The sequence below is a fragment of the Leisingera sp. CC-HEC093 genome (genome assembly GCF_059429195.1).
The window spans coordinates 2,191,036-2,212,544 of the sequence record NZ_JCAIJR010000001.1 but is presented as its reverse complement, the minus strand read 5'-3'; the positions used below and the strand labels follow the sequence as shown (position 1 = coordinate 2,212,544).

At 63.6% G+C, this 21,509-nt stretch carries 22 protein-coding genes; 10 read left to right on the top strand and 12 right to left on the bottom strand.

Annotated elements, in window-relative coordinates:
* The first annotated feature begins 166 nt into the window (after positions 1–166).
* On the top strand, positions 167–1,399 hold the full coding sequence (locus AC5STB_RS10635) for a class I SAM-dependent methyltransferase (protein WP_495442802.1): 1,233 nt from the start codon (positions 167–169) through the stop codon (positions 1,397–1,399).
* A gap of 91 nt (positions 1,400–1,490) precedes the next feature.
* Here the strand turns inward: AC5STB_RS10635 and AC5STB_RS10630 are convergent, their stop codons facing one another.
* The gene (locus tag AC5STB_RS10630; protein ID WP_495442801.1) at positions 1,491–2,699 is read right to left on the bottom strand and encodes an aminopeptidase P family protein; all 1,209 of its coding nucleotides are present in this window, start codon (positions 2,697–2,699) and stop codon (positions 1,491–1,493) included.
* A gap of 288 nt (positions 2,700–2,987) precedes the next feature.
* Positions 2,988–3,773 (bottom strand): hormone-sensitive lipase, encoded by a 786-nt coding sequence (locus AC5STB_RS10625; RefSeq protein ID WP_495442800.1) that lies wholly within the window; start codon positions 3,771–3,773, stop codon positions 2,988–2,990.
* Between the two features lie 183 nt (positions 3,774–3,956).
* Between AC5STB_RS10625 and AC5STB_RS10620 the strand changes: the two genes are divergently transcribed.
* Positions 3,957–5,429: an NAD-dependent succinate-semialdehyde dehydrogenase gene (locus AC5STB_RS10620; protein ID WP_495442799.1), complete on the top strand. Its 1,473-nt coding sequence runs from the start codon at positions 3,957–3,959 to the stop codon at positions 5,427–5,429.
* A gap of 7 nt (positions 5,430–5,436) precedes the next feature.
* On the opposite strand, the gene AC5STB_RS10615 is transcribed toward AC5STB_RS10620, so the two are convergent.
* The 7 genes from AC5STB_RS10615 to AC5STB_RS10585 form a co-directional block, all read right to left on the bottom strand.
* Positions 5,437–5,835, bottom strand: a complete 399-nt coding sequence (locus AC5STB_RS10615) for a globin domain-containing protein (RefSeq protein WP_495442798.1) — start codon at positions 5,833–5,835, stop codon at positions 5,437–5,439.
* 172 nt (positions 5,836–6,007) lie between these two features.
* Complete coding sequence (locus AC5STB_RS10610) at positions 6,008–6,472, bottom strand: Hsp20 family protein (RefSeq protein WP_495442797.1); 465 nt, start codon at positions 6,470–6,472, stop codon at positions 6,008–6,010.
* 132 nt (positions 6,473–6,604) lie between these two features.
* The gene (locus tag AC5STB_RS10605) at positions 6,605–7,420 is read right to left on the bottom strand and encodes a trypsin-like serine peptidase (RefSeq protein ID WP_495442796.1); all 816 of its coding nucleotides are present in this window, start codon (positions 7,418–7,420) and stop codon (positions 6,605–6,607) included.
* Positions 7,417–8,175 (bottom strand): trypsin-like serine peptidase, encoded by a 759-nt coding sequence (locus AC5STB_RS10600; protein WP_495444590.1) that lies wholly within the window; start codon positions 8,173–8,175, stop codon positions 7,417–7,419. Before AC5STB_RS10600 ends, AC5STB_RS10605 begins: the two co-directional genes overlap by 4 nt.
* 152 nt (positions 8,176–8,327) lie before the next feature.
* Entirely contained in the window at positions 8,328–9,650 is a 1,323-nt protein-coding gene (gene glcF / locus AC5STB_RS10595; protein WP_495442795.1) for a glycolate oxidase subunit GlcF, read from the bottom strand.
* Between the two features lie 3 nt (positions 9,651–9,653).
* Positions 9,654–10,751 (bottom strand): FAD-binding protein, encoded by a 1,098-nt coding sequence (locus tag AC5STB_RS10590; RefSeq protein ID WP_495444589.1) that lies wholly within the window; start codon positions 10,749–10,751, stop codon positions 9,654–9,656.
* A 50-nt stretch (positions 10,752–10,801) separates the two neighbouring features.
* Positions 10,802–12,250 (bottom strand): FAD-linked oxidase C-terminal domain-containing protein, encoded by a 1,449-nt coding sequence (locus AC5STB_RS10585; protein WP_495442794.1) that lies wholly within the window; start codon positions 12,248–12,250, stop codon positions 10,802–10,804.
* Between the two features lie 80 nt (positions 12,251–12,330).
* Here AC5STB_RS10585 and AC5STB_RS10580 point away from each other — a divergent pair, with 80 nt between their 5' ends.
* Together AC5STB_RS10580 and AC5STB_RS10575 are read left to right on the top strand one after the other, a co-directional pair.
* On the top strand, positions 12,331–13,053 hold the full coding sequence (locus AC5STB_RS10580) for a DUF599 domain-containing protein (protein ID WP_495442793.1): 723 nt from the start codon (positions 12,331–12,333) through the stop codon (positions 13,051–13,053).
* Between the two features lie 35 nt (positions 13,054–13,088).
* Positions 13,089–13,445, top strand: a complete 357-nt coding sequence (locus AC5STB_RS10575; protein WP_495442792.1) for a hypothetical protein — start codon at positions 13,089–13,091, stop codon at positions 13,443–13,445.
* 70 nt (positions 13,446–13,515) lie between these two features.
* Here AC5STB_RS10575 and rlmH read toward each other — a convergent pair whose 3' ends face one another.
* The 3 genes from rlmH to AC5STB_RS10560 form a co-directional block, all read right to left on the bottom strand.
* Positions 13,516–13,986, bottom strand: coding sequence for a 23S rRNA (pseudouridine(1915)-N(3))-methyltransferase RlmH (gene rlmH, locus AC5STB_RS10570; RefSeq protein ID WP_495442791.1), 471 nt, complete (start codon positions 13,984–13,986; stop codon positions 13,516–13,518).
* Positions 13,987–14,048: 62 nt separating this feature from the next.
* Positions 14,049–14,420, bottom strand: a complete 372-nt coding sequence (gene rsfS, locus AC5STB_RS10565) for a ribosome silencing factor (protein ID WP_495442790.1) — start codon at positions 14,418–14,420, stop codon at positions 14,049–14,051.
* A 167-nt stretch (positions 14,421–14,587) separates the two neighbouring features.
* Complete coding sequence (locus AC5STB_RS10560) at positions 14,588–15,964, bottom strand: mechanosensitive ion channel family protein (RefSeq protein WP_495442789.1); 1,377 nt, start codon at positions 15,962–15,964, stop codon at positions 14,588–14,590.
* 221 nt (positions 15,965–16,185) lie between these two features.
* Here AC5STB_RS10560 and AC5STB_RS10555 point away from each other — a divergent pair, with 221 nt between their 5' ends.
* The 6 genes from AC5STB_RS10555 (at position 16,186) to AC5STB_RS10530 (ending at position 21,442) form a co-directional block, all read left to right on the top strand.
* On the top strand, positions 16,186–16,284 hold the full coding sequence (locus tag AC5STB_RS10555) for an isopropylmalate isomerase (RefSeq protein WP_226429013.1): 99 nt from the start codon (positions 16,186–16,188) through the stop codon (positions 16,282–16,284).
* Between the two features lie 53 nt (positions 16,285–16,337).
* Positions 16,338–17,741: a 3-isopropylmalate dehydratase large subunit gene (leuC, locus tag AC5STB_RS10550; protein WP_495442788.1), complete on the top strand. Its 1,404-nt coding sequence runs from the start codon at positions 16,338–16,340 to the stop codon at positions 17,739–17,741.
* 16 nt (positions 17,742–17,757) lie between these two features.
* The gene (locus AC5STB_RS10545) at positions 17,758–18,585 is read left to right on the top strand and encodes a glycosyltransferase family 32 protein (protein ID WP_495442787.1); all 828 of its coding nucleotides are present in this window, start codon (positions 17,758–17,760) and stop codon (positions 18,583–18,585) included.
* Entirely contained in the window at positions 18,585–19,190 is a 606-nt protein-coding gene (leuD, locus tag AC5STB_RS10540) for a 3-isopropylmalate dehydratase small subunit (protein ID WP_495442786.1), read from the top strand. Before AC5STB_RS10545 ends, leuD begins: the two co-directional genes overlap by 1 nt.
* A 372-nt stretch (positions 19,191–19,562) precedes the next feature.
* Positions 19,563–20,399, top strand: a complete 837-nt coding sequence (locus tag AC5STB_RS10535) for a hypothetical protein (protein ID WP_495442785.1) — start codon at positions 19,563–19,565, stop codon at positions 20,397–20,399.
* Entirely contained in the window at positions 20,396–21,442 is a 1,047-nt protein-coding gene (locus AC5STB_RS10530; protein ID WP_495442784.1) for an endonuclease/exonuclease/phosphatase family protein, read from the top strand. The genes AC5STB_RS10535 and AC5STB_RS10530 overlap by 4 nt, the downstream gene beginning before the upstream one ends.
* The last annotated feature ends 67 nt before the right edge of the window (positions 21,443–21,509 follow it).

Below are 21,509 nucleotides of genomic sequence, written 5' to 3'. Positions count from 1 at the left end.
CAGCCAGCAGATTAGCGGACCAGACCTTCCGGCCGCCCTGGCACCGCCCCCTGAGAAGCGCTTACGGATCATTCTCGCAGCCCGTGCCTACCCTTCATCATTTGTTAGATGCGCATGCCGATTATGCAGCTCAGTGGCATTTGCTTCAAATGAGGAAAAATAAAAGTTGCTTGAAAAACAAACACCCGTTCCGGCACAAAAATTCGGCCATGCGGGACCGCAGAAGGCGGAAGACCTCGTCCAAACCGCTAAATCCGCCCCCTTGAGTGATGGCGGCATCCGAACCGCGCAGCTGCTTTCCGAGGCTCTCAGCCTGGATCCCAGTCACCACGAAGCGCAGATCCTGCAGGAGCGCCTGCACCAGGCATTTGTGCCCCGCTGGCATTTTCCGATGCTGTCGGACACAGCCCGCAATAAGGCCTATGCCAAGGCCATCGCCGCCAAGGTGCGGCCCGGCGACGTGGTGCTTGATATCGGCTGCGGCGCCGGACTGACCGCCATGCTGGCCGCACGCGCCGGCGCGAAACACGTCTACACCTGCGAACAGCAGCCGCTGATCGCCCAGGCCGCCGCGCACGTCATCGCGGCAAACGGCCTGAGCGACCGCATCACCGTCATCCCGAAATGGTCGCATGAGATCGTCGTCGGCGCGGATATTCCGGAGCAGGCCGATGTGGTGATCTCGGAAATCGTCGATACAGTCCTGCTTGGCGAAGGTGCTCTTGCGACCCTCACCCACGCCATGTCAGCACTGGCCAAGCCGGATGCGCGTGCGATCCCGGAACGCGGAACTCTAATGGCCCAGCCGGTGGAAAGCCCCGGCCTCCTGAACCTCTGGCGCCCGCATGAGGCAGAGGGTTTCGACCTCAGCGCCTTTCACCATTTTGCCCGCGTGGCACAGCTCACCCCGAACGACTTCGAAGCTTGCAAGCTTCGCCCCTTGGGTCCGGCAACAAAGCTGTTCGAATTCGACTTCACCCGCCCAAACATCAATCCGGCGCGCACCACAGCGGATCTCGCCTGCACCGCGGCAGGCAGCATCCATGCTGTGCTTGTCAGTTTCGAAATGGACCTGGCCCCCGGCATTCAGGTGTCGAACGGATTGAATTCCGGCGGCCATTGGGGGCGGACCGCCTTTCTGCTGGACCATTCCGCAACGGCAACGGCCGGGGACCGCCTGACAGTTACCGCCCAGCACGACGCCGCCCAGCTAAGCCTGTCGGCGCACGAACTGCTGCACGCCGCAGAAGAGCCTGCCGCCGCAGCCCTGTGGATGACGCGGGGGTGGAACACGAACCGCCAATTCCTGGCCGGTCGCGGTGCCGCGGCTCCGCAAGCCCCGGTTTACCCGCCGTCAGAGACCGCGAATACCCAGCCTATTGACCAAGCCATTCACTAGGCTCAGCCCCGCAGGCGCCTGCCCGGTGCGCAGGGGGTGTACAGGGGGTGCACGCATGGCACCCCCCTGCTTTTTCGTTTTCAGCCCGCCTTCAGCCGACGACGTTGAACTCTGGCCCATAGGGGTACTTGGTGATGTTCTCGTTGCCGTCTTCGTGGATGATCAGAATGTCATGCTCACGGTATCCGCCAGCCCCCGGCTGACCGTCCGCAATGGTCAGCATCGGCTCCATCGAGATCACCATGCCCGGCTCAAGCACCGTGTCGATGTCCTCGCGCAGCTCAAGGCCCGCCTCGCGGCCATAGTAGTGGGACAGCACGCCAAACGAATGGCCGTAGCCAAAGGTGCGGTACTGCAGCAGATCCTGCTCTTCAAAGAAGGCGTTGATCTTGTGCGTGATTTCCGCGCAGCTCGCACCCGGCTGCAGCAGCGAGATACCCAGCTCATGGGCCGCCACATTGGCCTCCCAGATGCGCAGGCTCTCGGCATCCACTTCCTTAACGAACATGGTCCGCTCCAGAGCGGTGTAATAGCCTGAAATCATGGGGAAAGTGTTCAAGGACAGGATGTCGCCGCGCTGCAAGCGGCGGCCTGTCACCGGGTTGTGCGCGCCGTCGGTATTGATCCCGGACTGGAACCAGACCCAGCTGTCGCGATACTCCGCATCCGGAAAGCGCTTGGCGATCTCCAGCTCCATCGCATCACGGCCGGCCATCGCCACGTCGATTTCCCGCGCGCCCTCCTTGACCGCATCACGGATCGCAAAGCCGCCGACGTCGGCGACAGCCGCGCCGGCCCGGATCATATCCAGCTCAGCCGCGGATTTGCCCATCCGCTGGCGCATGGTCGGCTCATAAAGGTCAACCAGTTGCGACGGCTTCAGAAAGCCCTCCAGCTTGGCCTTTTGCAGCAGGGTCAGGTGGTCGCTTTCATAGCCGACCACTGCACCCTCACCGCTTACCGACTTGATTGCACGCCAGAAGTTGTCGCGTTGCCAGTCGGTATAGGTGATGTTGTCGCAGAACGAGCGGCGCCAGGGCTGGCCCGCGTCGATGCCGGCTGAGATGGTCACCGCCTCAGACGCAGTCACCACCAGCCCATAGGGGCGGCCAAAGGCGCAGTAGGTGAAGCCCGAGTAGTAGGAGATGTTGTGCATCGAGGTGAAGACCGCGGCGCTCACCCCGGTGTCAGCCATGATCTTGCGCAGGCCCCCAATCCGCGCCTCGTACTCGGAGACAGCAAATTGCAGCGGCGCCTTCTCACCATTGTGAAAACGGTACATTTCAGGACGTGCAGTCATATCAGACCCTTCCTTCTTACAAGAAAGGTCCCGGCGTTCAGGACAGTTTTGGAATGTGGGGGCTGGCATGTATTCCATGCGGCGACGCCATCGCCCGGCCCTTAAGCCGGAAGATGCGGCGGATTTCGGATTCTGGCAAGAAATATTTTGACTGCCGCAAGCAATCTTCCAAAGAGAGCCGCGCCCGCCCCGCGGCGGCGGTTCGGGCGCTGCCCGGCGGTGCAGCCAAGCGGGTTCTCACTTCACAAACGCCATACAGAGCAGGCTTTTCTACCCACCAGTTTGCGCTCAATTCACGATCAGCGCCACGAGATCACTTTCGGGATCGGCCAGCGGATCGATCACGTTGAAATGGTGCTTGCCAAAGGCAATCACATGATCCGCACCCCAGGCCTCCACCAGCCAGACCGCTTGATCCAGAAACGCCGGGCGCTCCTCGCCGCCGACCCAGACGGTGACCTCCGCCTCGTAGCGGTCCTGCATCTCAACCGGGCTTTCGGCCACGGCAGCAGCGGAATCCATCTTGAACTTCTGGTTCATCGTGGTGCGCAGCAGCGGCAGCAGATCCGCCAGCGGCGAGATCGGAATCACCGTCCTGATCCGCTCACCCACTTCTGCGGGCAGCAGCGCCCGGTCCAGCATCCGCGCCACCAGATGGCCGCCCGCGGAATGCCCCGCCAGCGCAATCGGGCCTTCCACTTCCTCCGCAACCCGCGTTACCGCGGCCGCAATCTGCCGGGTGATGTCGGCAATCCGCACGTCCGGGCACAGGTCATACGACGGCATCGCCACGGCCCAGCCGTGCGCCATCGCCCCGCGCGCCAGATGCGACCAGGAGCTTTTGTCGAAGGCCAGCCAGTAACCGCCGTGGACAAACACAAACACCCCTTTGGGCGTGCCTTCCGGCAGGAACAGGTCAAAACACTGCCGCGCGCCGTCGCCATAGGGTATGTCCAGCCGGGCGCGCTCATGCAGGCTGTTGCGGAAATCCTCCGCCGAGGCCGCCCAGCGCGGCGGGTATTTTCCGGCATCCTCGATATAGGCCCCGTTGGCATAGGCATCATCCAATTCCATGCCCAGTCTCCCCTGTTTTTTGTTCTTTGCGGCTACCAGACAGTCTGGCACAGCACATGTCAAATTGCTCGGCCCAAAAAATCTTTGCCGTGAATTTGATCAAATTCTGGACTCATGGATGTTACTGGACATATCAATGTGCAGCTGATTTCCATTCCAGCAACAAATACCGGGAGGCCCGCAATGCTCGACGCAACCACAGACCTGAAATCCCTGCTCAATGATCCCAGCCTGCTGGAAACCCGCGCCTATATCGGCGGCAAGTTTACGGATGGCGAAAGCACCTTTGACGTATCCAATCCGGCCCGCGGCGACGTGATCGCCCAGGCGGCCGATACCAGCCGCGCGCAGGTTGCGGGTGCCATCGCCCAGGCCGAAGCCGCGCAAAAGGACTGGGCCAAATGGACCGGCAAGGAACGCGCCAACGTGCTGCGCAAATGGTACGACCTGATGATGGAGAACCAGGAAGACCTGGCGGTGATCCTAACGGCTGAAATGGGCAAACCGCTGGCTGAGTCCCGGGGCGAGATCGCCTATGGCGCCTCCTTCATCGAGTTCTTTGCGGAAGAGGCCAAGCGGATTTACGGCGAAACCATCCCCGGCCACCAGCGCGACAAGCGCATCACTGTGATGAAACAGCCGATCGGCGTTGCCGCCTCGATCACGCCGTGGAACTTCCCCAACGCGATGATCACCCGCAAGGCCGGCCCGGCGCTGGCCGCCGGCTGTTCCTTCATCGCCCGCCCCGCAGCCGAAACCCCGCTGTCGGCCATTGTGCTGGCGGTTCTGGCAGACCGCGCAGGCATTCCGGCAGGCGTCTTTAACGTGGTGCCGTCCTCGCGCGCTTCCGACATCGGCAAGGAGTTCTGCGAGAACGGCGCAGTGCGCAAGCTGACCTTCACCGGCTCCACCGAAGTGGGCCGCATCCTGCTGCGCCAGGCGGCTGACACGGTGATGAAATGCTCAATGGAGCTGGGCGGCAACGCGCCCTTCATCGTGTTTGACGATGCCGACCTGGATGCCGCCGTCGAAGGCGCCATCATGTGCAAGTTCCGCAACAACGGCCAGACCTGTGTCTGCGCCAACCGGATCTATGTGCAGGCCGGTGTTTACGACGCCTTTGCGGAGAAGCTGAAGGCCGCGGTCGAGAAGATGAACGTCGGCGACGGCCTCAAGGAAGACATCCATTTCGGCCCGCTTATCAACACGGAAGCGCTGGAAAAGGTGCAGGAGCACATTGCCGATGCCAAGTCCAAGGGCGGCGAGGTGATCCTGGGCGGCAATCCGTCGGAACTGGGCGGCAGCTTCTTCCAGCCGACCATCGTCACTGGCGCGACCCAGGACATGGCCTTTGCCACCGACGAGACCTTTGGCCCGCTGGCGCCGCTGTTCAAGTTCGAGAACGAGGACGAAGTGATCGCCATGGCCAACGACACGATCTTCGGGCTGGCGTCCTATTTCTACGCCAAGGACCTCAGCCGGGTGTACAAGGTGGCCGAAGCGCTGGAATACGGGATTGTCGGCGTCAACACCGGCATCATCTCCACCGAGGTCGCACCGTTCGGCGGCGTCAAGCAATCGGGTCTGGGCCGCGAAGGCAGCCACCACGGCATCGAGGACTACCTGGAGATGAAATACATCTGCATGTCGGTCTGATCCGGTTTCAATGCCGCGCCATCGCTGCCGTTACACGGCTGATGGCGCGGTTCCAGGCGGCTTCGGATTCAAGATCCAGGTCTGCCCCCAGAACATCCCGCAATGCGGCCAGCAGCGCCCGCCTTGCCGCGTCGGTCTCCCGCGCCCCCAGATCCAGATGGGCGTGGGCCTGAAGCAGCTGGCCGCTGAGTGCTGCAAGTGCCTGCGGATCGTCCAGCTTGCGCACGCAGGCCGCAATCATGCCCATCAACATCGCCTTCTGCTTCACGAAATTGCCGCGGAACATCGCACGGGCTTCCGGCAGCCGCGTGAACAGATGCACATAAAACCGCTCCGCCAGGTCCGCCTTTCGGGCAAAGATCGCCGCCAGGTCTTTCTGGACATGCTGAATTTCCTGAGGTTGCATGAAGCCGCCTTTGCACTGCACTCATCCCCTACGACCCTGCGCCTGAATTCCTAAGATTTCATTGCCTGCCGGGCAGACCCGCCCCGCTGCATCCGCGCAATCCCGCCCACGAACAGAAAAAGCCCCCCGGCAATGCCGGGGGGCGGGTACGCGCGAACCGGGATCCGAAGGATCAGTTGACCGCTTTGGCCTCGATCTCCGGGCGGTTCGGGCGGGAGGAGGAGATTTCGATCCGGCGCGGTTTCAGCGCCTCTGGCACCTCGCGGTGCAGATCGATATGCAGCATGCCGTTTTCGTGGCTGGCACCGGTCACATGGACATGGTCGGCCAGGGTGAAACGGCGTTCGAAGGCGCGGGTGGCAATGCCGCGGTGCAGGAAGGTGCGGTCTTCGCCGTCCTCTGCCTTTTTGGCGGACACCACCAGCGCGTTTTCCTTCACCTCAACACTGAGGTCTTCGTCTGAGAAACCGGCAACCGCTATGGAGATGCGGTAGCTGTCGGCATCGGTTTTCTCGATATTGTAGGGCGGGTAGCTGGACTGGGCGGCATCGGCGCTCAGGGCGCGGTCCATCAGGCTGGCGATCTGATCAAAGCCAACGGTGGCGCGGTGCAGCGGTGCAAAGTCAAAAGTACGCATTTTCCATCCTCATTCATGAGCGATTTCACAGTGCCTTCCCCGCAGGGACAGGCTGGTTTTGCCCGGGCCCCAATCAGCGGCTGCCCGGATAATCCTGAGATAGGAAGGGAAAATGCGGCTTCAAGAGGGGTGTCAGTCGCCAACGCTGACAAATTTCGCACCACCCGCAGAACCGCCTCCGCCAACCCGGATACGCTTGATCCGCCGGTCCGGTGTCGCCACAGGGTTGCTGCGCAGCTGCGCCTTCAGCTCGGCGACCCGCTGCGGCAGTTTCATGCCGAACGCGACGTGTTTCCCCCGGTAATTGCCGCCGCCTGAAACCAGCGCCAGAATGCGTCCGCGACCATCAACCTGGGAAAACACCGGCGCCCCGGAGGACCCGAAGGTGACGTTGCAGTCGATCATCAGCACGTCCTGATGCTCTGCCATCAGGTTGCATTCGCGCTGGCGCGACAGCGCCTCGGCCCGGCCCATGCCATAAGAGGTAACAGAGATGCCGCTGCCGTAATCCCGGCCTGAGTGCAGTGCAAAGGCATTAGCCTGGCCGCTATGCACCGGCTCTGACAGCCGGATCAGCGCCACATCATGGCGGATGTTTTCGACCCCCAGCCGCTGCCGCGGGCGGTAGCCGGGATGCGCCGCGATCTGCAGTGCCTGGCGTTCGGCAATTGCAACCCCGTCGCGCAGTCCGGCGCGGAATTTGATCTGTTCAGCAGGGCGCGCCGCCCCGGCCTGATCATAAACACAATGCGCCGCGGTCAGCACCAGGTCCGGCGCAATCAGCGTGCCGGTGCAGAACCCCTGCCCGTTCAGCTCCAGCCGCCCCACGGCCTCCCAGCCCAGGAGGTCATCGCGGTCGGTCAGACGGCGCAGGCCGGTGCCCTGGGCCATTGCGCCGGCAGCATAGGCCAGGGTCGCGGCCCCCAGTATCATCGCACGCCAGATCATTGTTTCAAAAACTTGGCACCAGAGGCGCCCCGCCCTTCACCCACCTTGACCCGGCCGACACCGGGCGGCAGCCGCCCTCCGGTGGCAACGCCGGTCAGCTGCGCCTGCAGCAGGGTCAGTTCCTCCGCCAGCGCGGACCCCAGCGAAACCCGCTCACCGCTGACTTCCGCCTTGGCGGAAATAACCGAGACAATGCGCGGGGTGCCGCCCTCAAAGGAAAACACCGGCGCTCCGGAAGATCCGAAGTCCACATCGCAGGACATCACCAGCACCCCCCGCTGCCGCGCCATGACTGCGCAGACTTCCTGCAGCGAGGGCGCTTCAGAGCGGTCATGCGCATAGGAAACAACCCCGATCTTGGCGCCTTTGCGGGGACGCTCGTCGGTCTCAAAGGGGGTGACAGTGGTGTTGCGGATCGGACGCTGCAGCTGCAGCAGCGCAATGTCATTGCGCACCCGGTCGGTCGACAGCTCGCCATCATAGACATAGGACGGATGCTGCACCGCCCGGCGCACACTGCGGTAAGCCGAAGCACGCCCGTTGCGCCAGCCGGCCAGGAATTCGATGGTGGCGGGGTCGATCGGCGCCTTGGTGCGGCTGTCATAGAGGCAATGGGCCGCAGTCAGCACAAGGTCGGGGGCAATCAGCGCACCGGTGCAGAAGCCCTCACCGTTCACGTCGAGCCGCCCGACTGCCTCCCATTTCCGTCCTGCATCCAGGGTATCCATCCGCTGCAGACGGCTGTCCTGCGCCATCGCCGCGGCCGGCAGCAGCGCTGCCAGAGCCACCAGTATCCACTGCCTCACATGCGTCTCCTCTTATCCACCGGCTGGGAGATTAACTGTCTGTTCAGGCAAAATTACGGCAAGCCTGCGGATTATGCAGCCCGATTCTTTGCGGCCGGATATCAGCGCAGGACAGGAACCTCCGGAACCCGCTTGCCCGGGGCGGTCAGCGCGGGCGGCTGCGGGCCGCCAGAGGCCCAATCCAGCAGCTCCACCGTGTGCACAACCGGCAGCCCGGTGCCAGAGCCGATCTGCATCATGCAGCCGATATTCCCCGCCGCGATCAGGTCCGGTTTTTTGGCCTCCAGCGTCTTAACCTTGCGCCCCTTCAGCTCGGCAGAGATTTCCGGCTGCATCAGGTTGTAGGTGCCGGCCGATCCGCAGCACAAATGACTGTCAGCGGGTTCCACAACCTTAAAGCCCGCGCGTTTCAGCAGTGTCTTTGGATGGGTCTTGACCTGCTGCCCGTGCTGCAAGGAGCAGGCGGCGTGATAGGCGACCGTCAGCCCCCTGTCCGCGCCCTCTGGCACATCCAGCTGCATCAGCAGCTCAGACACGTCCATCGCAATCCCTGAAACCCGCGCGGCATCCGCCGCCAGCGCATCAGTGCGGAACATATACCCGTAGTCCTTGACGGTGGTGCCGCAGCCGGAGGTGTTGATGACAATCGCGTCCAGCCCCTGCCCGTCCATTTCCGCCGCCCAGGCACGTATGTTCCTGGCCGCGGCTGCGTGGCTGTCCGCCTCGCGGCCCATATGATGGGTCAGCGCCCCGCAGCAACCGGCGCCTTTGGCCACCACGACCTCACAGCCAAGCCGGGTCAGCAGCCGGATGGTGGCGTCATTGATATCGGTGTTCAGCGCCTTTTGGGCACAGCCAGTCATCAGTGCCACACGTTTTTTCCGCGGCACAGCAGCGGCAAAGCTCTGCGGATCGTCATTGCGGCTCACGGGCGGGATGGTCTTTGGCGCCATCTCAAGCATGGCCCGCAGCCGTGCGTCCGGCAGCAGGCCCTTGAACGGTTTCGCCAGCTTCGCCCCGATCAGCGCCAGCCGGAACCGGGCCGGATAAGGCAAAATCCGCGCCAGCAGCCAGCGCAGGGCCCGGTCGCTCCAGGGGCGGTCGTAGTGTTTCTCGATATAGGCGCGTGCATGGTCCACCAGATGCATGTAATGCACACCCGACGGGCAGGTGGTCATGCAGGCAAGGCAGCTGAGGCAGCGGTCGATGTGCTTCACCGTCTTTTCGTCCGGCACCCGCTCGTTTTCCAGCATGTCCTTGATCAGGTAGATCCGGCCGCGGGGGCTGTCGAGTTCATCGCCCAGCACCTGATAGGTCGGGCAGGTGGCGGTGCAGAACCCGCAGTGGACGCAAGAGCGCAGGATCTCATTGGCGCGTTTGGTGCCCGGGTCTTGCAGCTGTTTTTCGGTGAATGTGGTCTGCATGTTCTACCCCATCAGTCCCGGATTGAGGATGCCCCGCGGATCAAACTGCCGCCGCAGCCCCTCGCCGATTGCGGCCAAAGGCGCGGGCTGCGGCTGGAACACGCCCAGCCGGCTCCGGGCCTCTGCACTGGCCCGCACCAGCGTGGCATGGCCTGGCACATTGATCCGTGCGCGCAGATCCGTGCCCTCGGGCACCAGCGCCCAGATCAGCCCGCCGCCCCAGTCGAACTGCAGGGCCGCTGCTTCCAGGTGCGGCACCAGTTCCACCGCATCCGTGGGCTTCACCGAGATCCGCCAGACATCGCCACCCCGCCCGTGGAAGGCTGCGGCATCGCGGATACACTGCCACAAGCTTTCAGCATCCTCCTGCACCTCAGCCCTGGCAAAGGGCGACAGCAGCTCCACCAGCGCTGCGCTGCGGTAAGCGGCAGAGTGCCGGAACCCCTCCACCCGGATATGCACCTGATAGGTTTCCGCATCATAGGCCGCGCCGGTCACATCAAAAGGCGAGCCCAGCGCCGCCGACATTGCCCGCACCGCGCCGGGCAGGTCAACGCCGGTCAGGGTCACCGTTGCGGCGGCTTCGGCCCGCGGCAGGACCTTCAGCGACACTTCCGTCAGCACCCCCAGGGTGCCATGGGCGCCGCACATCAGCTTCACCAGGTCATAGCCGGTCACATTTTTCATCACCCGGCCGCCGTTCTTCACCGCCTGGCCGCTGCCATCCACCAGCCGCACCCCCAGAAGGTGGTCCCGCGCTGCCCCCGCCTGAATGCGGCGCGGGCCGGATATGTTTGCTGCAATGACACCGCCGATGGTTGGCTCTCCGTCCATGCCCAGCAGCCCGCGGTGGTCCATCGGCTCAAACGCCAAACGCTGGTTTTCCGCGGCCAGCAATGCCTCCACCTCCGCCACCGGGGTGCCCGCCTTGACCACCAGCGTCAGCGCGCCGGGTTCATACAGTTCAACCCCAGACAGCGCGCGCGTGCTCAGAACCTCACCCTCCACACCCAGCCCGCGGCTGCCGCCGCCCTGAATGCACAGCGGCCCGCTTGCGCCTGCAATGGCCTCGGCCAGTTCTGCTTCGCTCCCTGGTGTCATCATTTTCATCTTTCCGGAAATACTCTGGGGGTTTGGGGGCCAGCCCCCAATCATTCAGCTGCCAGTGCCGCCATCCGGCGGCTTTCGGTCACCGCCAAAGGAAACACTTTGGCCGGATTGAGCAGCCACTTCGGATCAAACACATCCTTGACCCGCAACTGCGCCTGCAGATCCGCCTCGCTGTACTGATGCAGCATCAGGTCGCGTTTCTCGATCCCCACCCCGTGCTCGCCAGTCAAACAGCCGCCTGCCTCGACGCATAGTTTCAGGATCTCGGCACCAAAAGCCTCGCAGGTTTCCAAATCACCCGGTTTGTTGGCATCGAACAGGATCAACGGATGCATATTGCCGTCGCCCGCGTGGAACACATTGGCCACATCCAGCCCGAATTCCCGGCTCATCTCACCAATGCGGCGAAGCACATAAGGCAGCGAGGACACCGGGATCGTCCCGTCCAGGCACATGTAATCGTTGATCTGCCCCATCGCGCCAAAGGCTGACTTGCGGCCCAGCCAGATACGGGCGGCCTCATCGGCATCGCCTGCCTCGCGCAGCTCCACCGGATTGTGGGAGCGGGCGATCTCCGTGATCAGCCCCAGCTGGTGTTCGATCTCGGCCTCACTGCCCTCGACCTCGATGATCAGAAGCGCCTCGCACACCGGATAGTCCGCCTTGGCAAAAGCTTCGCAGGCCTCAATGCAGGGGCGGTCCATGAATTCAATAGCCACCGGCAGCACACCCGCCTTGATGATGTCGGAAACACAAGCGCCGGCCACTTCGTTGCTGCCATAGCCGATCAAAACGGGCCGCGCGCCTTCGGGCTTGCGCAAGATACGCAAGGTGGCTTCGGTCACCACCCCCAGCTGCCCTTCGCTGCCGCAAATCACCCCCAGCAGGTCCAGCCCCCCTGCGTCCAGATGCGCGCCGCCGATTTCAACCACGGTGCCATCCATCATCACCATAGTGACGCCCAGCAGGTTGTTGGTGGTCACCCCGTATTTCAGGCAATGCGCGCCGCCGGAGTTCATCGCGATATTGCCGGCAATGGCGCAGGCGAGCTGCGAAGAGGGATCGGGCGCGTAGAAAAACTCTTCCTCCTCCACAGCGCCTGAGACGCTGAGGTTGGTGCGCCCCGCCTGCACCCGGATGATGCGGTTCTCGTAGTCCGTCTCAAGCACCTCATTCATCCGCGCTACGCCCAGGATCACGCAATCCGCAGTCGGCAGCGCCCCGCCCGCCAGCGAGGTGCCGGCACCGCGCGGCACCACCGGCACGCTTTCCTCAAAGCAGATCCGCAGCACATCGGAAACCTCCTGCGTGCTCCGCGGCAGCACCGCCAAAAGCGGCGGACACTTGTACGCAGTGAGCGCATCGCACTCATAAGCGCGGGTTTCCGCCGCGTCCTGGATCACCGCATCTGCAGGCAGCACAGCCAAAAGCCGCTCGGCAAGCCGGGCTTTGCGCGCCAGAATGGCGGGGTTCGGGGATGGCATTTCCATTTGAGCCTCCTCTTTGGTAAGATAATATTACCAATTCAATGCATCTGGCAAGTGCCGGATTGCCGCGCTAGGGTCGGGCCATGATCTGGACCACCCGCCTTGCGCAGTTTTCCCTCCTTGACCTTGCAGCGCTGACCCTGCTGATCGCAGGCTGGCTGTGGATCGGCTGGCGGATCGAGAACCCGCCTGCGGGGCGGCTCTCCGTCTCCCTGCTGATGGAGGATTTCCGGCGCGACTGGATGAAGAGGATGGTGGAACGCGACCCGCGGATCTTTGACGCCCAGCTGGCCGGCAACCTGCGGCAGGCCACTGCCTTCTTTGCCTCTGCCGCGATGATTGCCATCGGCGGCGGGCTGGCGCTGATCGGCAATACCGAGCAGCTGGCCGGCGTTGCCGAAGACCTGATCCAGGACAGCGCCCCCGCCTTTGTCTGGGAGGTCAAGATCCTGGTGCTGCTGCTGCTTCTGTCGAATGCATTTCTGAAATTTGTCTGGTCGCACCGGCTGTTCGGCTATTGCGCGGTGCTGATGGCTGCGGTGCCGAATGATCCCGCCCATGATCTCGCCTATGCCCGCGCTGCGCAAGCGGCCGAAATCAGCATCACCGCCGCGCGCAGTTTCAACCGCGGCATGCGCTCGACTTACTTCGCGCTGGCCGCGGCGGCCTGGCTGGCGGGCGCCCTGCCGCTAGGCGGGGCGGCGCTGATCACGGTTGCCGTGCTGTACCGGCGCGAGTTCGCCTCCACCTCCCGCCGGATCCTGCTGCGCATCCCGCCCGAAAGCAAAGGGGACACGGTTTCGTGACTGCATTGCCGGTTCGGCAAAGCTATGGTGCAGGCATGAAACGCTTGCTTCTGACCTGCGCGCTCAGCGCCGCGGCCCTGCCCGCCCTTGCAGATGAACCGGTGATCGAAAACGCCACCGCCCGCGCGTCTGGCGGCAGCTGGTCCTTCAGCGTCACCCTGTCCCACCCGGACACCGGATGGGAACATTACGCAGACGGCTGGCGGGTGCTGGACATGGACGGCAAAGAACTGGGATTGCGGGTGCTGGCGCACCCGCATGAGCAGGAACAGCCCTTCACCCGGTCCCTGAGCGGCGTGCAGATCCCAAAGGGCACAACCCGGGTGCAGATCCAGGCCCGCTGCCTGGTCGACGGCTGGGGGCAGGATACATACGTCCTCACCCTGCCGTGACTTCATCTTTCTGAAAATACTCGCGCCGCAGGCATGCGCCTCAAGGCGCATTCAACCCCGGTGAGACGGCTCACACCCGGTGATACGGACTGCCTGCCAGAATGGTCGCGGCGCGGTACATCTGCTCCGCCAGCATCACCCGCACCAGCATATGCGGCCAGACCATCTTACCAAAAGAGATCGAGAAATCGGCCTCTGCCCGCAGGGAGGGGTCAATCCCGTCGGCACCGCCGATGATCAGCGCCAGATCCTGGCGGCCGCTGTCGCGCCAGCCTGCCAGCTTGTCCGCGAAATCGGGGGAGGACATCACCTTGCCGCGCTCATCCAGGGTGCAGATCACCGCACCCTTGGGCAGCGCCTTGCGCAGGAGCGCAGCCTCCGCCGCCATGCCCGCATTCTTCTTGTCCTCAATCTCCACCACCCGCGCAGGCCCCAGGCCCAGCGCCCGGCCGGTCCGGTCGAACCGGGTCAGATAGTCATCGATGATGGATTTTTCCGGGCCAGAGCGCAGGCGCCCGGCCGCACAAATATGCAGACGCATGAAATTCCTGAAGCAATCCGGCCCGCACCCATCGCGCGGGCCTGCATCAAATCAGCCTTGGCTCAGCCTTCGGCCGCCGGAGCCGCCGCGGTGCCTGCGGGCATCCACATCTTCTCGAGCTGGTAGAACTCGCGCACTTCCGGACGAAAGATATGGACAATCACATCACCGGTGTCGATCAGCACCCAGTCGCCGGTATCCTTGCCTTCGACCTTACAGCTGATCCGGTACTCTTGCTTGAGCCGGTCTGTCAGCTTTTCAGCCATGGCGGCAACCTGGCGGGTGGACCGGCCGGAGGCCAGCACCATATAGTCGCCAATCGCCGTCTTACCGCGCAGGTCGATCTGCACAACATCTTCGGCTTTGTCATCGCTGAGTGAGGAGAGAATCCGCTCCAGCAGCTGTTCGCTGGTGGGCTGGGACTGGGCGGCCATCACGGCTGCCCCATTAACAGCGGCATCTGCCGCTTGAGGTACGGGTGACAGGACATAGTCCTCCTTGCAACGCGCCGCCAAGCCCCGGCGCCGGGCCTGTTAATAATGTAGCAACCGGATAGTGACTTTTCAATAAAACCCCGCCCCGGCAACGCAAGCCATGTGCTTTATCCGTCATTGCCGCCAGGTGCAACCCTGACCGGCAGCGGGTCGTTCAGCATCCGCACTTCGCGCTGCGGGAACGGGATCGAGATGTCCTGTTCCTGGAACGCATCCCACAGCGCCAGATAGACATTGCCGCGGATGTTGGTGAGGCCGCCGGTGGGATCGTCGATCCAAAACCGCAGCACATAATCGACGCTGCTGTCGCCAAAGCCAGTGATGTGGCAGACTGGTTTCTTGCTGCCGTATTGCAGCACCCGCTTGACGCCGCAGGCGGCCTCAACAGCGATCTTGCGGACCTTGTGGGGGTCATCGCCATAGCCGGTGCCAAAGGTCAGGTCCAGCCGGACGTATTTGTCGGAATGCGACCAGTTGACCACCTGAGTGGTGATCAGATCCTCGTTCGGGATCAGGTATTCCCGCCCGTCGCGGGTCACGACGGAGACATAGCGCGCGCCCAGCGCGTTGATCCAGCCAAAGGTGTCGCCCAGCGAAATCACGTCGCCCGGCTTGATCGACTTGTCCAAGAGGATGATCAGGCCCGACACAAGGTTCGACACCACCTTCTGCAAGCCGAAACCGAGGCCGACACCGATGGCACCGGACAGCACCGCCAGGCCGGTCAGGTCGATGCCGATGGCCCTGAGCCCGATAAAGAAGGCACCGCCAAAGAGCAGGATCTGCGCCAGTTTTGCCGCCAGCACCTGCATCGACGGCGAGATATCGGAATTGGCGCGGATCCGGTTTGCCGTCACTTGCGATATCACCCGCGCCAAAGTCAGCATCACGCCCAGGATCACAATCGCCTGCACCACCAGATACAGCGAGATCCTCAGATCCCCGAAATCAATGGCAACACCGTCCAGCAGATGTATCGCGTCCTCGGTGATGCCAAGAATGCGCAGAGTGATCCAGGCCCAGGCGCCGTATTTCACCAGGTTGCGCAGCAGCGGATTGCCCACCAGCCTGGTGGCAAAAGAAACAATCAGCCAGGCCAGCGACAGGTTGGCAATCACCGTCAGCAGCCGCGACCGGCTGGGCCATGTCACCTCTTGCATCACCAGAATGACGCTCCAGATCAGCAGCACGAACAGGATGCCGCGGATCCGCTTGTGCAGCACCAGCCCGGCCCGCATCCGCCAGCGCGGCCAGCCTTCCCGCGACCGCAGCCAGTCATGGAACGTGCCCTTCAGCGGCCGGGCTATCAACGTGGCCAGAACAAAGACCGCAAGCACGATACCGGCCTGATAGGCATTCCAGGGCCTGAGCAGAAGCTCAAGCCCGTCGGCCGCCAGCTCCCATAGCTGCTGGCCAAGCTCCAGCGCCTCAGCGGTGCTTTCCGCAATCGCGTCCCTGGGTGGTGTCTGCTCTTCCGGCTCCATCGCGCGCCCCTTTTTTTCGCAGTCTGCCGCCGGGCGGCGCCGGGATCAAGGAAAGAGCCTGGCTGCCAGGAAGCCCAGCCGGCTGAAAATGCGCCAGCCGGTGCACTGGGGGTGTACAGGGGGTGCCCCCCCTGTGCCGCGCAGGCTGGGCGGGCTGGCGCATTCCTTCCACCCTTAGAACGAATCTTGATTGCCGGCCCGCCGGGATGTATCTGACAGCCATGACCCTCGTATTGGCGCAAAAGATCGAACTGCAAGACCGCGCGCGGCTGCGCGAGCGGTTCTTTGGCGCCGCCCGCACGGTCCTGGCGCGCCTATAAGGCCGTTGCCCAGCCCAAAGCCAGCACACCCAATACATCACGGGAGAGGACCCATGTCCCCCAAGACACTCTATGACAAGATCTGGGATGCGCATGTCGCGCATGAAGCAGAGGACGGCACCTGCCTGCTTTATATCGACCGCCACCTGGTCCACGAAGTAACCAGCCCGCAGGCGTTCGAAGGCCTGCGCATGGCCGGCCGCAAGGTGCACGCGCCCGATAAGACCATCGCGGTACCGGACCACAACGTGCCGACCACGCTCGACCGCGCCAAAGGCATCGAGAACGAGGAAAGCCGCATCCAGGTCGAGGCGCTCGACAAAAACGCCAAGGAATTCGGCGTGCATTACTACCCGGTGGATGACGTCCGCCAGGGCATCGTGCACATTGTCGGTCCGGAACAGGGCTGGACCCTGCCCGGCATGACCGTGGTTTGCGGCGACAGCCACACCGCCACCCATGGCGCCTTCGGCGCGCTGGCGCATGGGATCGGCACCTCCGAGGTGGAGCACGTGCTGGCCACCCAGACGCTGATCCAGAAGAAGTCCAAGAACATGAAGGTGGAGATCACCGGCCAGCTGAAGCCGGGTGTGACCGCCAAGGACATCACCCTGGCTGTGATCGGCGAGACCGGCACCGCCGGCGGCACCGGCTATGTCATCGAGTATTGCGGCGAAGCGATCCGCAACCTGTCGATGGAAGGCCGAATGACCGTCTGCAACATGGCGATCGAAGGCGGCGCCCGTGCCGGCCTCATCGCACCGGACGAAACCACTTTTGAGTATGTCAAAGGCCGCCCGCACGCCCCGAAAGGCGCCCAGTGGGAAGCCGCTCTGAACTGGTGGAAAACCCTCTACACCGACGAAGGCGCCCAATTCGACAAGGTGATCACCCTCAAAGGCGAAGACATTCAGCCGGTCGTAACCTGGGGCACCTCGCCCGAGGACGTTCTGCCGATCACCGGCGTAGTTCCGAATCCCGAGGACTTCACCGGCGGTAAGGTCGAGGCGGCCCGCCGCTCGATCGAATACATGGGCCTCACCCCCGGGCAGAAGCTGACCGATATCGAGATCGACACCGTCTTCATCGGCTCCTGCACCAACGGCCGCATTGAGGACCTGCGCGCCGTGGCAGAAGTGGTCAAGGGCAAGAAGATCAAGGATGGAATGCGCGCCATGATCGTTCCGGGCTCCGGCCTGGTCCGCGCCCAGGCTGAGGAAGAAGGCCTGGCCGAGATCTTTGAGGCTGCCGGTTTCGAATGGCGGCTTGCAGGCTGCTCCATGTGCCTGGCGATGAACCCTGACCAGCTTGCCCCCGAAGAACGTTGCGCCGCAACTTCGAACCGCAACTTCGAAGGCCGCCAAGGCTACAAGGGCCGCACGCACCTGGTGTCGCCTGCCATGGCAGCCGCTGCGGCGCTGACCGGCCGGCTGACGGATGTGCGCGAGCTGATCTGAACCTGAGGGGCCGCCGATGCCATCCAGCCCTTCCCTGCCCGCAGTCGCAAGCCTGTGGATCGGTGACAGCCTGAACTGGCTGCACGAACTGTCGTTGGCCAGTTTCGTGCAGCGCGGCCACGAGGTTGTGCTGTTCCACACCGGGCCTGCGGCGCCGCCGGTTCCGGCAGGTGTCCGCACCTGCCCGGCGGCGGAAATCTGGGACCCTGCCGCGGCAGGGCATGGGGAGGCGCCGGCCTCGATGCTGTCTGATCTGTTCCGCCTCTACCTGCTGAAACAGACGGACATGATCTGGATCGACACCGATATTCTCTGCTGCCGGCCGCTGCCGGCCGCAGACTATCACATCGGCTATGAGCCGACACGGTCGATCAATGGCGCGGTGCTGCGGCTGCCGAAAAGCTCTGCAACGCTGAACCACCTGCTGGACTGGTTCGAGGACCCCGAGTTCGTGCCGCCCTGGCTCGGCCGCAAGATCCGTAAGGAGGTGGAGGCCGCGCCGCCCGGCAAGCGGCTGCTGGCAGCCTTTGAGCTGCAGCGCCCGTCGCTTGGCCCCAGGGCGCTGGATTACACGCTGAACCTGACCGGCGAGGTCGAACATGTCCGCGAACCGGAGGTGTTCTACCCGATCCGCGGCGTTCTGACCGACGTGCTGTTCAGCGGCAGCTGCCAGGAAGACGGCTGGCTGACCGAAAACACGCTGGCCGTTCATCTCTATGCATCCATGGTGCGCCGTTATCACAAGGCGCACCGGCCCGAAAAACACAGCTTCATCGCACGCCACGCGCAAGAGATCGGCTTTGATCTCAGCGGTTTGAAGCACCAGAAACAAGGAAACGAGTAATGGAAAAGTTCCAGAAACTGCAGGGCATCGCAGCCCCGATGCCGCTGGTGAACATCGACACCGACATGATCATTCCCAAGGTGTTCCTGAAGTCCATCCAGCGCACCGGCTTCGGCAAGAACCTGTTCGACGAGATGCGCTATAACCGCGACGGCACCGAGATCGAGGATTTCGTGCTGAACAAGCCGCAGTACCGCAACGCCGAGATCCTGGTGGCGGGCGACAACTTCGGCTGCGGCTCCTCGCGTGAGCACGCGCCTTGGGCCATTGCTGACTTTGGCATCAAATGCATCATTTCGACCTCATTCGCTGACATCTTCTTCAACAACAGCTTCAAGAACGGCATCCTGCCGATCGTGCTGCCGCAGGAGCAGGTCGATGTGCTGATGGCCGACGCTGAAAAGGGCGAGAACGCCCGCATGACCATTGACTTGGAAGCGCAGGAGATCACCACCTCCGATGGCGAAGTCATCACGTTCGAAGTGGACGCGTTCAAGAAGCATTGCCTGCTGAACGGCCTCGACGACATTGGCCTGACCATGGAGAAGGCCGGCTCGATCCAGTCCTTCGAGGAAAAGGCCACGCAGGAACGCCCCTGGGTCTGACCTCTGCCGGACCATTGAAACATCTGGAAACCGCCCCCGCTCTGGGGCGGTTTTTCTTTTGGGTGCCAGATTCGCGCCGCATTTCCGCCGCAATTGCACCGGCGCGGCGGCCTTGTGCATCCGGTGCGACAGCATACAGTATCTGGTATCACCACTGCCAACGCTCTCAATTTCAACCAAATCGCTGATGCAATCCGGCACCAGTCCAGCGGCGAAAGTGGGTCTGCAACTGCTGCCCCCTCTTGAGCGGAAAGCCGCCTGCCGGCCACAATGGGGCAAAAATGAGGCAGAGCACCCCGCACCGTTTCCCGGGGGGCTTCAAATCCGGACCCCGAGGTAAAAATGCCCGCGCCGGTTTGAAGGGAAAAAAACGTGTTTGCACGTATCACAGGCGCGGCGTTCCGCGGCATACTGGTGGCCATGCTGTTTGCGATGCCGACGCTGATGCTGCCGGCATCGGCCACCGAGTCGCCGGAGGTCATCCTGTTTATCGCGCTCTTGGGCTCTGCCTTGGCCTTCGTTGAATACTATTCACATTTCCCCAGCTTCGTGGAATTCCGTAATGCGCCGCCGATCAACCGGATGCGCTTTGGCGCTGCTGCCGTTAGCGTCGGCGCGCTGAGCCTGCTGGCGGCGCATCCGCTGGCGCCGACCGGGCTGACCGCGCTGGTGCAGCGCCTGGGCGGTTGGCTGGGCGGCCAGCTCGACTTTGCCTATTCGCCGGTACAGCTGACGGTACTGATGATGCCGCCGCAGGTGCCGGAGGCGGTGGTTCTGATGGTGCGCGATGCCGCAGGCCTGGCCTGTGCGGTTGCCGGAATCGCCATCTTCGTCTTTGCCCTTGTGATCCGGGTTGGCCATTGGCCAGTGGGCAGCGGAGCGTTCAATGTTTGGGTCAACCTGCCCCTGTTCGACCCCACCACCGGCGGCGACGTGGTGCAGCGGCTGCAGCGCGACGGGCGCGTCAACATCACCGCCGGTGCGCTCTTGCCCTTCGCCTTGCCTGCCGCGGTCACGCTGGCCTCCGGACTGGTGGATCCTGGCATGCTGGCAGCCCCGCATGTGCTGATCTGGGTGATCAGCGCCTGGGCGCTGGTGCCGGCTTCGATGATCATGCGCGGCATGGCGATGCTGCGCATCGCCGGGCTGATCGCACAGAAACGGCGCGCGGCCATCGCCGACCCGGACGAGGCCCTGCAGACCGCATGAGGCGGCTGGCGGCAGGTCTCCTCCTTTTCATCCTTGCCGCCGGAACGGGCTGGGCAAACACCCTCCGCGTCGCAACTTTCAACACGGAACTGTCGCGCGACGGGCCCGGATTGCTGCTGCGGGACATCACCCGGGGCAACGACCCGCAGGTGGCGGCAGTTGTGGATGTGATAGCCGCCGCGCAGCCCGACGTTCTGGCGCTGCAGGGGATCGACTGGGACTTTGAAGGCCGGGCACTGTCGGCGCTGGCCGCACGGCTGGCGGATCGGGGGCTGGACTACCCGTATCAAATCGCATTGCAGCCGAATTCCGGCCTGCCGCCGCCGTCTCCGCTGGATCTGGACGGCGACGGCAAGGCCAGCGGGCCGCGCGACAACCAGGGCTACGGCCGGTTCCGCGGCCACGGCGGCATTGCTCTGATGTCCCGGCTGCCGGTAGACCGCGATGGCATCCGGGACCTCTCCGCCCTCCTGTGGCAGGATCTGCCCGGCGCCCTGCTGCCGCAGCATCCGGACGGCAGCCCCTTTCCCTCTCCCGAAGCCCAGACTGTGCAGCGCCTCTCTGCAACCGGCCATTGGCTGGTACCGCTGCAACTACAAAGCGGCGGATATCTGAACCTCCTCACCTTCCACGCCGCCCCGCCGCTGTTCGACGGGCCGGAAGACCGCAATGGCAGACGCAACCATGATGAAATCCGCCTGTGGCAACTGCTGCTGGACGGCCGCCTGGGACCCGCGCCCAAAGGTTCCTTTGTGATCGCTGGCGACGCCAATCTCGATTCAAACCGCGGCGAGGGGCGCCGGGAAGCAATCCGCAGCCTGCTGGCAGACTCGCGCCTGCAGGACCCCCGCCCCCAGAGCGCGGAAGGCGGCACCGCCACCGTGGAGTGGCAAAGCGCCGGGCGGATGCGGGTAGACTATGTGCTGCCCTCTGCCGGGCTGACTGTTGCTGGCAGCGGCGTGGCCTGGCCGGACGGACCGGACGCCCCCGCCGCGGCTGCCAGCCGCCACAGGCTGGTCTGGGTGGATTTGCTGCTGGACTGACGCCGCCTTCACAATTTCGTTGCGCGGGCGAAGTCCCATCTTCCCCCTTTATTTCCTAGGGCCGTTA